General features: G+C 51.4%; 12 protein-coding genes and 1 tRNA gene. All 13 read left to right on the top strand.

Annotated elements, in window-relative coordinates:
- Window positions 1-76 (top strand): hypothetical protein (locus MK323_14255; protein ID MCH2483314.1); only part of this gene is annotated, 76 nt, incomplete at its 5' end.
- Between the two features lie 49 nt (window positions 77-125).
- A tRNA-Trp gene (locus tag MK323_14250) sits at window positions 126-201 on the top strand.
- Between the two features lie 21 nt (window positions 202-222).
- Entirely contained in the window at window positions 223-573 is a 351-nt protein-coding gene (gene secE / locus MK323_14245; protein ID MCH2483313.1) for a preprotein translocase subunit SecE, read from the top strand.
- On the top strand, window positions 574-1,125 hold the full coding sequence (nusG, locus tag MK323_14240; protein MCH2483312.1) for a transcription termination/antitermination protein NusG: 552 nt from the start codon (window positions 574-576) through the stop codon (window positions 1,123-1,125).
- 76 nt (window positions 1,126-1,201) lie between these two features.
- A complete protein-coding gene (gene rplK / locus MK323_14235; GenBank protein MCH2483311.1) occupies window positions 1,202-1,633 on the top strand; it encodes a 50S ribosomal protein L11 in 432 nt (143 codons plus the stop codon).
- A 1-nt stretch (window position 1,634) separates the two neighbouring features.
- Window positions 1,635-2,330 carry a 50S ribosomal protein L1 gene (rplA, locus tag MK323_14230; protein ID MCH2483310.1) on the top strand — a complete coding sequence of 232 codons (696 nt, stop codon included), beginning with the start codon at window positions 1,635-1,637 and terminating at the stop codon, window positions 2,328-2,330.
- A 195-nt stretch (window positions 2,331-2,525) separates the two neighbouring features.
- Window positions 2,526-3,056 (top strand): 50S ribosomal protein L10, encoded by a 531-nt coding sequence (gene rplJ / locus MK323_14225; protein ID MCH2483309.1) that lies wholly within the window; start codon window positions 2,526-2,528, stop codon window positions 3,054-3,056.
- Window positions 3,057-3,107: 51 nt separating this feature from the next.
- A complete protein-coding gene (rplL, locus tag MK323_14220) occupies window positions 3,108-3,482 on the top strand; it encodes a 50S ribosomal protein L7/L12 (GenBank protein ID MCH2483308.1) in 375 nt (124 codons plus the stop codon).
- 160 nt (window positions 3,483-3,642) lie between these two features.
- Entirely contained in the window at window positions 3,643-7,725 is a 4,083-nt protein-coding gene (gene rpoB, locus MK323_14215; protein MCH2483307.1) for a DNA-directed RNA polymerase subunit beta, read from the top strand.
- 60 nt (window positions 7,726-7,785) lie between these two features.
- The gene (gene rpoC / locus MK323_14210; protein MCH2483306.1) at window positions 7,786-12,012 is read left to right on the top strand and encodes a DNA-directed RNA polymerase subunit beta'; all 4,227 of its coding nucleotides are present in this window, start codon (window positions 7,786-7,788) and stop codon (window positions 12,010-12,012) included.
- 123 nt (window positions 12,013-12,135) lie between these two features.
- Window positions 12,136-12,510, top strand: a complete 375-nt coding sequence (gene rpsL / locus MK323_14205; GenBank protein MCH2483305.1) for a 30S ribosomal protein S12 — start codon at window positions 12,136-12,138, stop codon at window positions 12,508-12,510.
- Between the two features lie 340 nt (window positions 12,511-12,850).
- On the top strand, window positions 12,851-13,321 hold the full coding sequence (gene rpsG / locus MK323_14200; GenBank protein MCH2483304.1) for a 30S ribosomal protein S7: 471 nt from the start codon (window positions 12,851-12,853) through the stop codon (window positions 13,319-13,321).
- Window positions 13,322-13,351: 30 nt separating this feature from the next.
- On the top strand, window positions 13,352-15,448 hold the full coding sequence (fusA, locus tag MK323_14195; GenBank protein ID MCH2483303.1) for an elongation factor G: 2,097 nt from the start codon (window positions 13,352-13,354) through the stop codon (window positions 15,446-15,448).
- Window positions 15,449-15,520 lie beyond the last annotated feature (72 nt).

Here is a 15,520-nt window from a genome sequence, read left to right as displayed (position 1 = left end):
AGAGGGGTTACGTTTCGCTGTTCGGGAAGGTGGTCGTACAGTGGGCGCCGGCGTCGTTACTAAGATCATCGAGTAGCAGGGAAAAATAAAGCGAGGTCACTCGCCAGGCTGGGCACGAACTTTTTAGGCCAGTAGCTCAATTGGCAGAGCGGCGGTCTCCAAAACCGCAGGTTGGGGGTTCGATTCCCTCCTGGCCTGCCAGATTCTTGAGGCAGATAAGGGTTGGTCGATAACCTAAAGTTGGTCGCGGCCGTAGTCGCCATCATCGCCGGTATCGCGGTGTTTTATGCGTTCGGTGACATGTCTGCGCTATTGCGCGCGTTGATTGTTGTCGTGGGTGTGGTTGTTGCGGGCGGGATTGCTTTGACGTCGACGCCGGGAAGGAACGCCTGGCAGTTTGCAATTGGAACCCGTGCCGAAATACGTAAGGTGATCTGGCCGAGTCGTCGAGAGACGGTGCAGACGACGCTGGTGGTTATTTTGATGGTGCTTGTTGTCGGTATCTATTTGTGGCTACTGGACGCCCTGTCGTTTTGGGCGATCTATGAACTGGTTCTGGGGTTGGGCAGTTAAATGACAGTCGAAATTAAAGAAGACATGCGCTGGTACGTGATTCAGGCCTTTTCCGGATTTGAAAAGAAAGTACAGCAATCGCTGAAAGAATATATAGCTCGCGCTGGTATGGAGGCGTATTTTGGTGAGGTCGAGGTGCCCACCGAACAGGTTGTTGAGTTGCGAAATGGTCAGAAACGAACCAGCGAGCGAAAGTTTTTCCCCGGCTATGTCCTGATTCATATGAATATGACTGATGAAACCTGGCATCTCGTGAAATCGGTTCCCCGTGTATCAGGGTTCGTTGGCGGCAGTGGCTCAAAGCCCGTGCCCATATCTGATCGAGAAGCAGAGACGATTCTGCAGCAGGTTCAGGAAGGAGCAGAGCATCCGCGACCCAAATATACCTTCGCACCAGGTGAGGTGGTTCGGGTGACTGATGGACCGTTTAAGGAATTTAGCGGAACCGTAGAGGACGTAAATTTTGAAAAGAGCAAACTCAAGGTTTCTGTGTCAATTTTTGGCCGCTCAACACCGGTCGAGTTGAATTTCAGCCAGGTCGAAAAAGGCTGAAGTTGCTGGCGTGTGGTGAACGCTGGCTAAAATTAAAGGGGAGCCGAAAGGCGTCAGGACCCGAAGGAGTAATGCGATGGCAAAGAAGGTAGAGACCTATATAAAGCTACATGTACCGGCGGGTGGTGCTAAACCAAGCCCACCTGTTGGGCCCGCGCTGGGTCAGCACGGCCTGAACATCATGGAATTCTGTAAAGCATTCAACGCCGATACTCAGGACGTTGAGCCGGGACTGCCGATTCCAGTCCTGATTACGGTGTATAGCGATAAAAGCTTTTCGTATATCAAGAAAACACCGCTGGCATCTGTACTTTTAAAGCGGGCAGCCGGCGTCGAGAAGGGCAGTAGTGAACCCCATCGGGAAAAGGTCGGCAAGGTCGGGCGGAGTCAGCTCGAGGAAATAGCAAAAGCGAAGATGCCCGATCTCAGTGCCTACGATATTGATCAGGCTGTTCGCATCATTGCCGGCAGTGCCCGAAGTATGGGCATCGAAACAGAGGGGGTGTGATATGTCGAAAAGGGGAAAGCGTTACCAGAAAGCGGCAGAATCACTGGATCCACAGGCGTTCTACAGCCTGGATGATGCGTTGTTGAAGGTCAAAGCGGGGGCATCGGCAAAGTTTGATGAAACTGTAGATGTCGCTATTAATTTGGGTGTAAACGCTAAACAATCCGACCAGAGTGTTCGCGGTGCGACCGTATTACCATGTGGCACAGGAAAAACAGTAAAGGTCGCGGTTTTTGCCGAGGGAGCTGATGCCGAAGCGGCTCAGGCAGCAGGCGCGGACATTGTCGGTCTGGATGACCTGGCTGAAACGATTCAGGGCGGTGAGATCAAATTTGATATCTACATCGCGACGCCTGCCACCATGCGTGTGGTCGGCAAATTGGGCCAGGTGCTGGGACCACGCGGACTGATGCCTAATCCTAAAGTGGGTACAGTGACCCAGGACGTTGCCAAAGCCGTCGAAAATGCAAAGGCGGGTCAGGTTCAATTTCGAATAGATAAGGCGGGCGTTGTGCACTGCCCAATAGGCAAAGTGTCCTTTCAACAGGACGATCTTAAGGAAAATATTTTGGCGTTGGTGGGCGCGCTGAACAAAGCAAAGCCCTCTGGCGCTAAAGGTCAGTATTTCAAGCGTGTCACTCTGTCGACCACGATGGGTCCGGGTGTAAAAGTCGACCGAACCGCTTTCACTGGATGAGGTCGTGTGGTTTGAGGGGCTTGGCCTGGGGAGTATTCCAGGCGGAGTTCGTCGAAGACCGTAGGCGTTGTGACCGGCTTTCGCCGGACAGGCTTAATTGGCTACGTGCCAGCCTACGCAGGCGGTGCCGCGGTATCGGTTAAGGACCGATCAGGACACCATATGTTAAACGAGTAACTGGGGAGTAAATGCTTCATGAGTCTCAGTATTGATCAGAAAAAGGCCATTGTTAGCGAGGTTGTGCAGATCTTCTCTGCAGCCCAAGCTGCTGTGCTGGCTGAGTATCGAGGACTCAGTGTCGCGCAGATTACCGAACTACGCAGTGAAGCCAGAAATAATGGCGTTGATATCCGGGTGGTTAAAAACACCTTGGCTAGACGCAGTGTTTCTGGAACGCCATTTGAGAGTTTGACTGATCACTTCGTGGGTCCGGTACTCATCTCATCCGCGGGCGACCCCGTAGCAGTGGCAAAAGTGGTGAGCAAATTTGCCAAGGATCACGAAGCGCTCAAGATCACGGTCGGTGTCATGAATGGTGACCTGATCGACAAGAGCACGATCCAGACGCTGGCGAGATTACCTGGTCGAGATGAACTGCTGGCTACCCTGATGGCAACAATGCGTGCGCCACTGGATAAGTTCGTTCGTACACTGAATGAAGTGCCCGGAAAGCTGGTTCGAGCCATGGCTGCCTACAGAGATAGCAGGCAGGCCGAATCCGCTTAATGGTACTGGATACTCCAGCAAGAGCAATCCCTAATATCAGGAGAAACTGTGATGTCCCGTGAAGAAATTTTGAGTGCAATTTCTGAATTGTCTGTGCTTGAACTGTCTGACCTCATCAATGACATGGAAGAAAAATTTGGTGTTTCCGCGGCGGCTGCCGTAGCTGTTGCGGCACCTGCAGCTGCTGCGGCAGATGCAGACGATGCCGAGGAACAAACCGAATTCGACGTTGTCTTGTCCTCATTTGGTGAGAAGAAGGTTCCCGTGATTAAGGCAGTCCGGGCGATGACCGGTCTTGGCCTGAAGGAAGCTAAAGACCTGGTTGAATCTGCGCCCGTACCAATCAAGGAAGGTGTCGCTAAGGACGAGGCCGAGGAGTTGAAAAAACAGCTGGAGGATGTTGGTGGAACCGTCGAGGTGAAGTAACACTGATTTTCCGGTGCTTACCTTGCAAAGCCAGGTTCCAAAGACTGGGTTGGCTGCTAGCTTCGCCTATCAGCCAACTCCACCTTTTATTGTGAATAACCGCCCGCGGGCGGGGATGCCATATTTCACTTAAGTCCCATCGAACGATCGAGAGCAATAAATGACTTATTCCTTTACCGAGAAAAAACGAATCCGTAAAAGCTTCAGCAAACGCGCGGGCAGTTCACCTGCCCCGCACTTGCTGGAGATCCAGAAGTCATCCTACCGCAAGCTCCTGCAGGAGGGTGTTGCACCGATGCAGCGGATCGATGAAGGTCTTCAGGCGGCGTTTAAATCAGTGTTTCCCATCGAAAGTTACAGTGGTGCTGCTTCGCTAGATTTTGTTGGATACCGTCTGGGCCAGCCCACATTCGATATGCGGGAGTGTCAACAGCGCGGTTTGATCTATTCTGCGCCGCTTTACGCGACACTGCGCCTGATTGTGTTTGAAAAGAGCGACTCAGGCGGGGCAAAGACACTTCGCGACATGAAAGAACAAGAAGTCTACATGGGTGAAATGCCTTTGATGACAGAAAAAGGAACTTTTGTGATCAACGGGACCGAGCGTGTAATTGTCTCCCAGCTGCATCGCTCTCCGGGCGTGTTTTTCGATCATGATAAGGGAAAAACCCATTCGTCAGGCAAGCTACTTTTCAATGCGCGGGTCATCCCGTATCGCGGGTCGTGGCTGGATTTTGAATATGATCAGAAAGATCTGCTGTTCGTGCGTATTGACCGCAGGCGTAAGCTTCCCGCTACGATCGTTTTACGGGCTCTAGATTACTCGACTGAAGAGATACTGGCCTTGTTTTTTGAAACAGACCATATCCAGCTTCAATCCGAGGGTGCCACTATTTCTCTTGTTGCAGATCGGCTGCGGGGTCAGGAACTGGAATTTGATATCGTCAATGCGCGGGGCACGGTGATCATTGAAGCAGAAAAGCGCTTAACGGCGCGGCATATCCGGGAGCTGGAAAAGGCGGGGCTAGAAGAAATTAAGGTGCCGGATTCATTTCTGCTGGGGCGGTCACTGTCGCGGGATCAGGTAGATACTTCGACAGGTGAATTGCTGGCTAGTGCAAACGATCAGATCACCACTGAACTTCTGGAAAGCCTCAGGGCAGCAGGATTGGTTGAATTTGAGACGATCTACACGAACGATCTGGATCATGGTCCCTATATTTCAGAAACCCTCCGGGCCGATCCAAGCAACAGTGCGCTTGAGGCACAGGTCGAGATTTATCGGATGATGCGGCCTGGAGAGCCACCAACCAAGGACGCAGCCGAGCAACTGTTCCGTAACTTGTTTTTTAATATCGATCGTTATGATCTTTCTGCTGTTGGACGGATGAAGATGAATCGGCGTTTAGAGCGGACCAGTGATGAAGGTCCCGGAACGCTCAGCCAGCAGGACATAGTTGACGTGATCAAAGTTTTGGTGTCACTGAAGAATGGTCAGGGTGAAACCGATGACATTGACAACCTGGGCAATCGTAGAGTTCGTTCAGTTGGTGAATTGGTAGAGAATCAGTTCCGAATTGGGTTGGTTCGAGTAGAACGTGCAGTGCGTGAGCGTTTATCGATGGCGGAATCTGAAAATCTCACCCCACAGGACCTGATTAACGCGAAACCTGTATCAGCGGTGATCAAGGAGTTCTTTGGATCAAGCCAGCTGTCTCAATTTATGGACCAGACCAACCCGCTTTCAGAAGTAACCCATAAGCGGCGCGTTTCTGCTCTGGGTCCAGGCGGATTGACGCGGGAACGGGCAGGATTTGAGGTCCGCGATGTGCACCCGACTCATTACGGCCGGGTCTGTCCGATCGAGACCCCTGAGGGCCCAAATATCGGTTTGATCAATTCTCTGGCGATCTATGCACGTACCAATGAGTATGGTTTTCTGGAAACACCTTACTGCAAGGTGGTGGACCAGACCGTGACCGACGATGTCACGTACCTGTCAGCGATAGAAGAGGGCAAATATGTCATCGCCCAGGCCAATGCGCGAGTCAACAATAAAGGCAAGTTGATCGACGATCTAGTTTCCTGTCGTTATCAGAATGAATTTACGTTGTCGACGCCAGATAAGATCGACTATATCGACATTGCACCATCGCAGATCGTATCGGTTGCGGCCTCGCTGATTCCGTTTCTTGAGCACGATGACGCTAACCGGGCTCTGATGGGATCAAACATGCAGCGCCAGGCTGTGCCGACCCTGCAGACGGAAACGCCATTAGTGGGTACTGGTATGGAGCGAATAGTAGCCACGGATTCAGGGGTCGTGGTGATTGCGCAAAGATCGGGCGTAGTCAACGCAGTGGATTCCTCAAGAATCGTTGTCAAAGTTGACGACAAAGAAGTAGGTGCGAGTGATTCGGGTGTCGATATCTATAATCTGGTCAAGTACACGCGATCGAACCAAAACACGACGATCAATCAGCGCCCATTGGTAAAGGTCGGTGACAGAATCGCCAAGAATGACGTGCTCGCGGATGGGCCGTCTACAGATTTGGGTGAATTGGCATTGGGAAGGAATGTGCTGATTGCGTTTATGCCTTGGCATGGCTACAACTTTGAAGATTCCATACTGATTTCAGAGCGCTTGGTGAAGGACGATGTATATACCTCAATCCATATCGAGGAACTCAGTTGTTACGCACGTGATACCAAACTGGGTTCTGAGGATGTGACCCGCGATATACCCAATGTTGGTGAGTCCGCTTTGTCTCGACTCGATGAGTCCGGGATCGTCTATATCGGTGCAGAAGTAGAGCCAGGCGACATCCTGGTAGGGAAGGTCACGCCAAAGGGCGAGACTCAACTTACACCAGAAGAGAAGCTGTTACGCGCGATTTTCGGCGAAAAGGCATCCGACGTTAAGGATACATCGTTGAAGATGCCTTCAGGCATGTCCGGTACCGTGATCGATGTTCAGGTTTTCACACGGGATGGTGTCGACAAGGATACTCGCGCACTGGCTAATGAGGCTGGAGAACTTGCAGGAATCAAGAAGGACCTCCGCGATCAGCAAAAGATAGTCGAGGACGATACTTACGATCGTATTACCCGACTGCTCAGCGGCAAGGTCGCCGAAGGCGGACCAGGTGACCTGAAGGCCGGCGATAAGGTAAGCAGGCCCTATCTCCAGGAACTGCCACGCGACAAGTGGTTTGAAATCCGGTTGCGCGATGAGTCAGCGAATACTGTATTGGAAGGAATTCGTAACCATCTCCAAGAACAGGCCCGGCAGTTTGATGAATTTTTCGAAGAGAAGCGAAGAAAACTCGAAGCTGGTGATGACCTTTCTCCAGGTGTGTTAAAGATGGTCAAGGTGTTTGTCGCGGTCAAACGTCGACTGCAGCCTGGGGATAAGATCGCCGGTCGCCACGGTAATAAAGGTGTGATCTCCAAAATTGTTCCAGTCGAAGATATGCCATATCTTGAGGATGGAACTACGGTAGATATTGTGCTTAACCCTCTGGGCGTGCCATCACGAATGAATGTGGGGCAAGTGCTGGAGACCCACTTGGGCTGGGCATCAAACCATTTGGGCCGCCAGATCGGAAATATGATTGACAGTCAGGCAGCGCCGCCTGATATCCGAAAAAAGTTGGAGGATATCTATAACCATGTTGGCAAGACTGAAGATCTTGATACGCTTTCTGATGATGAAATTATCGAACTGGCGGATAATCTGCGCGGTGGTGTGCCTATGGCGACGCCAGTATTTGATGGCGCGTCGGAAGCCGAAATCAAGAAACTGCTTAAATTAGCAGGGTTACCGGAAAGCGGTCAGACGTTTTTGATTGACGGTCGAACGGGTGAAAAATTCGATCGTCCGGTGACTGTAGGCTACATGTACATGCTTAAGCTTAATCATCTTGTCGATGACAAGATGCATGCCCGTTCAACTGGTCCCTACAGTCTGATCACCCAGCAGCCCTTGGGCGGTAAGGCGCAGTTCGGTGGTCAGCGATTCGGCGAAATGGAGGTTTGGGCGCTAGAGGCTTATGGAGCTGCTTATACCCTCCAGGAAATGCTGACGGTCAAATCAGATGATGTGATTGGTCGAACGGCGATGTATGAAAACATTGTCAGGGGTGACCATCGCATGGAAGCAGCCGTGCCCGAATCATTCAATGTATTGGAAAAAGAGATCAGGTCACTAGGCCTGAACATCGAACGGCGGCAGGGACGGTAAGCCAGTGCTTAATTATTTGCCATCTATGCCCACCACAGATTTAAAGCTCGGGGAATTGTTATGAAAGATCTGTTCAGCCAGTTCGGAAAGCACAATATCGTAGAAGAAGATTTTGATTCGATCAGGATCGGACTTGCGTCACCTGACAAAATACGATCGTGGTCCTGGGGTGAAGTTAAGAAACCCGAAACCATAAATTACCGTACCTTCAAACCGGAACGCGACGGGCTGTTTTGTGCAAAGTTGTTTGGCCCGATCAGTGATTACGAGTGCTTATGCGGTAAATACAAACGTCTGAAGCATCGGGGCGTGATTTGTGAGAAATGCGGCGTTGAAGTCACTTTGTCGAAAGTGCGTCGAGAGCGCATGGGCCACATCGAACTGGCCAGCCCGGTAGCTCATATCTGGTTTTTGAAGTCGCTGCCATCCCGGTTGGGTGTGTTACTCGATATGACCGTACGCGAGATCGAGCGCGTGCTGTACTTCGAGGCCTATGTCATTACTGATCCCGGGATGACTGAGCTCGAAACCGGCACGTTGCTGGCTGAGGAAGCCTACTATGATGCTGTCGAAGAATACGGCGCAGACTTTGAGGCAGGAATGGGTGCCGAGGCGATCAGGGAATTATTGAAAGCACTGGATCCTAAAACGGAATCTGCTTTACTGCGCGAGCAGCTTGCTGAGTCGACATCAGAGACAAAGACCAAAAAACTGATCAAACGACTCAAGGTGGTCGAAGCATTTATCCATTCTGGGAATAAGCCGGAATGGATGATCATGGAGGTGCTGCCGGTTTTGCCCCCGGACTTGAGGCCTCTTGTACCCCTAGAAGGCGGTCGATTTGCAACATCAGACCTCAATGACCTCTATCGGCGTGTGATCAACCGTAACAATCGCTTGCGCCGACTACTCGATCTTAATGCGCCGGAGATCATCGTCCGAAATGAAAAACGTATGCTGCAGGAGTCGGTGGATGCGCTGCTTGATAATGGTCGCCGAGGAAAGGCTGTCACTGGTCCGAACAAACGGCAACTGAAGTCTCTGGCAGATATGATTAAGGGGAAACAGGGTCGTTTTCGTCACAACCTGCTCGGTAAACGAGTCGACTACTCTGGCCGATCTGTCATTGTGGTCGGGCCGACACTCAAACTGCACCAGTGTGGGTTACCTAAGAAGATGGCACTGGAACTCTTTAAACCATTCATCTTTCATAAACTGGAGATGCGGGCCCTGGCTTCAACGATCAAGCAAGCTAAAAAAATGGTGGAGATGGAAGAGCCGGAAGTCTGGGATATTCTCGATGAGGTTATTCGCGAACACCCGGTACTTTTAAATCGTGCACCAACGCTGCATCGGCTGGGGATTCAGGCATTTGAACCCATACTGATTGAAGGAAAGGCGATACAACTACACCCCCTGGTTTGTACGCCCTATAACGCGGACTTTGATGGGGACCAGATGGCGGTACACGTCCCGTTATCAGTTGAGGCCCAACTGGAAGCACGATCACTGATGATGTCCTCAAACAACATCCTATCGCCAGCTAATGGCGATCCAATCATTGTTCCGTCACAGGACATCGTGTTGGGTCTTTACTACATGACCCGTGAAAAAGTGAATGCAGTGGGCGAGGGGATGGTCCTATCCGATGTGTTGGAGGTTCGACGTGGGATTGACACTGGCGTTCTGTCGTTGCATGCGCGCATCAAAGCCCGTATTACAGAGTCACGAGTGACTGCCGATGGAGATTTTGAAAGCATTACAACACTCTACGAGACTACGGCGGGTCGTGCTTTGCTGTCGGAAATTCTGCCCAAAGGGCTCTCTTTTGAACTGGTCAATCAGGTGATGAGAAAACGGGCGATTTCAGGCCTGATCGATGAGTGCTATCGGAAAGTCGGCTTAAAAGAAACTGTTATTTTCTGTGACCAGTTGATGTATACCGGGTTCTCGATGGCAGCCAAGGCAGGTGTTTCGATCGGCGTAGACGATATGATGGTGCCGTCTATCAAGGCGGATGTCCTGGCGAAGGCTGAAAGCGAAGTGAAGTCAATCCAGGAGCAGTATGGATCTGGGCTGCTGACTGACGGAGAGCGTTACAACAAGGTCGTCGATATCTGGACCCACGCCAGTGATGAAGTTGCCGGAGCGATGATGGACCAGCTCAAAGTCGAAAAGGTTATCGATTCCCAGAATCAAACGGTTGATCAGGAATCGTTTAACTCGATCTACATGATGGCTGATTCCGGTGCCAGGGGCAGTCATGCCCAGATTCGACAGCTTGCCGGGATGCGTGGTCTGATGGCGAAACCGGATGGTTCGATCATCGAGACTCCGATTACAGCGAACTTCAGAGAGGGTCTCAATGTTCTACAGTACTTTATTTCAACACACGGTGCACGTAAGGGCTTAGCCGACACTGCGCTGAAGACAGCGAACTCCGGTTATCTGACTCGTCGCCTGGTTGATGTGTGCCAGGACCTGGTGATCACGACCGGCGACTGCGAAACAACCAGGGGCCTGCAACGTGAGGCAATCGTCCAGGGTGGTGAGGTCGTAATACCGCTGGCTGATCGAATTCTTGGTCGTACGATTGCTAGAGAGGTGGTCAGCCCAGTGGATGGTCAGCAACTGCTGCCCGCGAACGGTATAGTCGATGAAGAAGTTGTTTCATTATTTGAAGAGCACAACGTCAATCAGGTCATGGTGCGCTCACCGGTGACCTGTGAGACCCGTTTTGGCGTGTGTTCTACCTGCTATGGTAGAGATCTGGCACGCGGGCAAGTGGTCAACAGGGGCGAGGCCGTGGGTGTGATGGCAGCGCAGAGTATCGGTGAGCCCGGCACTCAGCTGACCATGCGTACGTTTCATATCGGTGGTGCTGCGTCTAGGATTGCAGCTTCGAGTCATGTTGAGGTTAAGAACAGTGGTACCGTGTCGTTCAGCAGGGTCCGTTCTGTCCGTAAGCAGAACGGCCACAATGTCGTTGTCTCCCGATCGGGCGAGCTTATCGTTCATGATATCCATGGTGTTGACCGTGAGCGTTATAAGGTTCCGTACGGTGCGGCGGTGAGAGTCGATGATGGTGACGAAGTGACCAGCGGCCAGATTATTGCTGCCTGGGAACCGCACACGCATCCGATCATTACTGAAGTTGCCGGGAAAGTTCGATTCGAAAATATAGTCGAGGGCAACTCTGTCAGTCAGCAGAAAGACGAATTGACAGGGACGACCACCTATCTGGTACTCGATGGCAAGCAGCGCCGTGGTATCGCTCAGGAAATCAAACCGACGATCGAGCTGGTAGACGGCCGGGGAAAACCAAAGCTTATACCTGGCTCTGAAGCACCGGCCCGCTATCAGATGCCACCGGGTGCATCAGTAACCATTGAGAATGGTGACAAGGTCGAGGCCGGGGACGTTCTTGCTCGAATACCGCAAGAGGGATCCAAGACCAGGGATATTACAGGTGGTCTGCCACGGGTGGCTGAACTATTTGAAGCGCGCAAACCTAAAGATCCGGCGATACTTGCGACCCATAGCGGTGTTGTGTCCTTCGGTAAAGAGGTGAAAACCAAGATAAGGCTGGTGATCACGACTGAAGACAATGAAGAACACGAAATGCAGATACCGAAGGGTCGCCCCATCACTGTATTTGATGGTGAGTACATCGAAAAAGGTGACGAAGTAGTCGAGGGCCCTCCTATCGCGTCGGATATATTGACACTGCTTGGCGTAGAGGAAGTGACTGCTTATATCGTCAACGAGGTGCAGGATGTTTATCGTCTGCAGGGTGTCAAGATCAACGACAAACACATCGAAGTCATCATTCGCCAGATGCTGCGAAAGGTACGGATCGTTGAAAGTGGTGATACGGCGTATCTGTTGAACGATCAGGTCGAACGGGCAACGCTTCTCGGTCAGAATGAGCAATTGGTCGCGGATGGGAAAGAACCGGCGGTTTTTGAACCGGTGCTTCTGGGTATCACCAAAGCATCTCTGAGTACGGAGTCGTTTATCTCAGCAGCATCGTTCCAGGAGACGACACGCGTTCTGACAGAGGCCTCCATGCAGGGTAAGGTCGATCACCTTCGAGGTCTTAAGGAGAATGTCATCGTTGGTCGGTTGATACCTGCTGGAACCGGACTTGCGTATCATGAGGAGCGCCAACGTAAACGTGAGGAGCAAGCCACTGCCACTGAGAAGCCAGAACTTGTTGAACTGAGCTTCAGCACAGATTTTTCGAGTGATCAGGAAGAGCAACCCACTAAGGCTGTGCAAGCCTGATGCAGAAACTGAACGTTGTGGGCGGTGAATTCTTGACAAAAATCGTTTATCTGCCTAGAATCTCGGCCCTTTCCCGGCTCGATTGAGCTGGTGGACCAGTCGAACAGAGGTAGGTCTTAAACAGTGCCAACAACCAATCAACTCGTCAGAAAATCGCGCTCACGGCAGGTCAAGAAAAGTAACGTGCCGGCGCTGGCCTCATGTCCGCAGAAACGGGGGGTCTGTACTCGTGTTTACACGACTACGCCGAAGAAACCAAATTCGGCACTGCGAAAAGTCGCACGCGTTCGATTAACGAATGGTTATGAGGTGACAAGCTACATCGGTGGAGAAGGGCACAATCTCCAGGAACATTCTGTGGTTCTGATCCGGGGTGGGAGAGTCAAAGATTTACCAGGTGTTCGCTACCATACTGTTCGGGGAACACTTGATACCTCGGGTGTTGGAGACCGCCGGCAGGGCCGGTCAAAGTATGGAGCGAAAAAACCGAAGTCGTAGTGATAGGCTCCGGCCAGCTGTAGAGGCCGGAATACATTAACCGAAAATTGACCAGTGTGGCTGACTGGTCACGGTGAAAAAAGCGATCTTGCCTGATTAAAGATTGCTGCAGAAGTCGCGAAGGTGGCTGATCGGCTGCTAGCGACAAAAGGCTGTCTCACCGGACTTGCGCAATGGCGGTATTCACCACCATTGGGCATGCTATGTTGGTTGCCGTCCCGTTGCCCGCGTGTGACGGTGTCACACAGTTGTAGCTGTTGACCGGGACGTCGACGATAAACAGGTATCGAATCCGGTTCAGCGAACCGGGTCGACACAAACATAACGGAACCGAAGTCAGATGCCGAGAAGAAGAGAAGTACCAAAACGGGCTATTCTGCCGGATCCCAAGTTTGGGGATCAGACAGTCGCCAAGTTTATAAATGTATTGATGCTCGACGGTAAGAAAGCGATCGCTGAGCGAATCATCTATGGTGCGCTGGATATTGTTGGTGAGCGCGGGGCAGAAAAACCGCTCGATGTGTTTTACGAAGCATTAGACAACATTCGGCCAGTGGTAGAAGTCAAAAGTCGTCGTGTAGGTGGTGCTACTTACCAGGTGCCTGTAGAAGTACGGCCCAGTCGGCGTAACGCACTGGCCATGCGCTGGCTGGTGGACTCTGCAAGAAGCCGCAATGAAAAGTCCATGACACAGAGGTTGGCCGGGGAGTTGATGGATGCAGCTGAAAAACGGGGTGGGGCAGCCCGTAAGAAAGATGAAGTTCATCGCATGGCGGAAGCGAACAAGGCGTTTTCCCATTACCGATTCTAGATTTATCAACTGACGACCGGGTATCGCAACGTGGCACGGACAACTCCTCTTAACCGTTATCGGAATATCGGCATCATGGCACACATAGACGCCGGCAAGACCACGACGACCGAGCGTATCCTTTTCTATACCGGGATATCCCACAAACTCGGTGAGGTCCATGACGGTAATGCCGTCATGGATTGGATGGAACAGGAACAGGAACGCGGCATTACAATCACTTCAGCTGCAACAACGTGTTTCTGGAGTGGTATGCGAAAGGACTACGAAGAGCACCGCGTTAATATCATAGACACACCGGGACACGTTGATTTTACTATCGAAGTAGAACGGTCTCTGCGTGTTCTCGATGGCGCTGTAGCTGTTTTCTGTGCAGTAGGCGGTGTAGAGCCGCAATCAGAAACAGTCTGGCGTCAGGCCGACACATACAATGTTCCGCGGCTTGCGTTCATCAACAAGATGGACCGCACCGGCGCCGATTATTTTCGTGTAGTGGAACAGATATCCGATCGCCTTGGATCGAGTGCACTGCCACTGCAGGTGCCAATTGGCGCGGAAGATTCCTTTTCTGGAATAGTTGACCTTATACGTATGAAAGCTATTCATTGGGATATCGCGACAATGGGAACCGAGTTTGAAGAACATGAAGTTCCAGCCGATCTGGTCGCAAAATGTGCAGAGGGTCGCGAAAAGCTGGTTGAAGCTGCTGCAGAGTCGTCGGAAGAATTGATGGACAAGTACCTGGAAAAGGGTGATCTGTCGGATGCAGAAATCAAAGCAGGCCTGCGTGCGAGAACGATTGCCAACGAACTTGTTTTGGTGACTTGTGGTTCTGCATTCAAGAATAAAGGTGTCCAGACCCTGCTGGATGCTGTGATTGACTATATGCCGAACCCCACAGAGGTGCCTGCTATTCATGGTTTGCTGGCAGACGGTGAAACAGAATCCACGCGCCAATCAAGTGATGATGAACCCTTTGCAGCACTGGGCTTTAAGATCATGACCGATCCATATGTTGGTCAGCTGGTTTTCTTCCGAGTGTATTCAGGCATCTTGAAAACAGGAGATACCGTCTGCAACCCGGTTAAGGACAAAAAGGAACGCATCGGGCGTATCCTTCAGATGCATGCGAATTCAAGGGTTGATATTAAGGAGGTACGAGCAGGTGATATTGCAGCGGCAGTCGGGCTTAAAAACGTCACGACCGGGGATACCCTATGTGATCCTGCCAATGTAATCACTCTGGAGCGAATGGAATTTCCAGAACCTGTAATCTCGCAAGCAGTTGAACCTAAGACCAAGAACGACCAGGAAAAACTTGGCGTTGCCCTCGGTAAGCTGTCGCAAGAAGATCCGTCCTTTCGGGTTTTCACTGACCAAGAATCGGGCCAGACAATCATCTCCGGTATGGGCGAACTCCACCTAGAGATCATCATCGACCGGTTGCGCCGTGAATTCAGTGTCGATGCCAATATTGGTAAACCACAGGTGGCTTACCGTGAGACATTGAATCGTGCAGTTGAGCAGGAGCATAAGCATGCCAAACAAACTGGCGGGCGTGGCCAGTATGGCCATGTCTGTCTTCGGATTGAACCGCAGAAGAAAGGTGATGGATTCGAGTTTGTGGATGCGATAAAAGGCGGCGCTGTGCCTCGAGAATACATTCCTGCCGTCAAAAAAGGCGTAGTCGAAGCAATGAGTTCAGGCGTGATCGCGGGTTACCCTGTAATCGATGTCAAAGTCACCCTATACGATGGATCCTACCATGAGGTCGATTCCTCAGAGCACGCGTTTAAAGCAGCAGCCATGCAGGGATTCAGGGAGGCCTGTCTAAAAGCAAGCCCTACGCTGCTGGAGCCTATCATGCGCGTCGAGGTGGTTACACCTGAAAAATATATGGGGAGCGTGACAGGAGACCTGAATTCGCGGCGAGGCATGATTTCAGATATGGATGAAATCCCGAGCGGGAAAGTTGTGAGAGCAGAAGTGCCTTTGTCCGAGATGTTTGGTTATGCGACCTCTTTGCGTTCAGTTACGCAGGGTAGAGCAACATATTCCATGGAGTTTAGTCAGTATCTTCCGGCGCCTGCCAGTGTGACGGAAGTCATGATAAGAAAAGCAAGTTAACCACTGAATCACGAGAGGGAAGAGAAAGTGGCGAAAGAGAAATTTCAGCGAACCAAGCCGCATGTAAATGTT

The organism is Gammaproteobacteria bacterium (genome assembly GCA_022450155.1).
Taxonomy (GTDB): Bacteria; Pseudomonadota; Gammaproteobacteria; order Arenicellales; family UBA868; genus REDSEA-S09-B13.
The sequence above is the reverse complement of the archived record's forward strand: the minus strand, read 5'-3'. Positions and strand labels throughout refer to the sequence as shown.

Coding starts and splice junctions, on each gene's coding strand:
- nusG (MCH2483312.1), top strand. CDS start 574: ATGACAGTCGAAATTAAAGAAGACATGCGCTGGTACGTGATTCAGGCC.
- rplK (MCH2483311.1), top strand. CDS start 1,202: ATGGCAAAGAAGGTAGAGACCTATATAAAGCTACATGTACCGGCGGGT.
- rplA (MCH2483310.1), top strand. CDS start 1,635: ATGTCGAAAAGGGGAAAGCGTTACCAGAAAGCGGCAGAATCACTGGAT.
- rplJ (MCH2483309.1), top strand. CDS start 2,526: ATGAGTCTCAGTATTGATCAGAAAAAGGCCATTGTTAGCGAGGTTGTG.
- rplL (MCH2483308.1), top strand. CDS start 3,108: ATGTCCCGTGAAGAAATTTTGAGTGCAATTTCTGAATTGTCTGTGCTT.
- rpoB (MCH2483307.1), top strand. CDS start 3,643: ATGACTTATTCCTTTACCGAGAAAAAACGAATCCGTAAAAGCTTCAGC.
- rpoC (MCH2483306.1), top strand. CDS start 7,786: ATGAAAGATCTGTTCAGCCAGTTCGGAAAGCACAATATCGTAGAAGAA.
- rpsG (MCH2483304.1), top strand. CDS start 12,851: ATGCCGAGAAGAAGAGAAGTACCAAAACGGGCTATTCTGCCGGATCCC.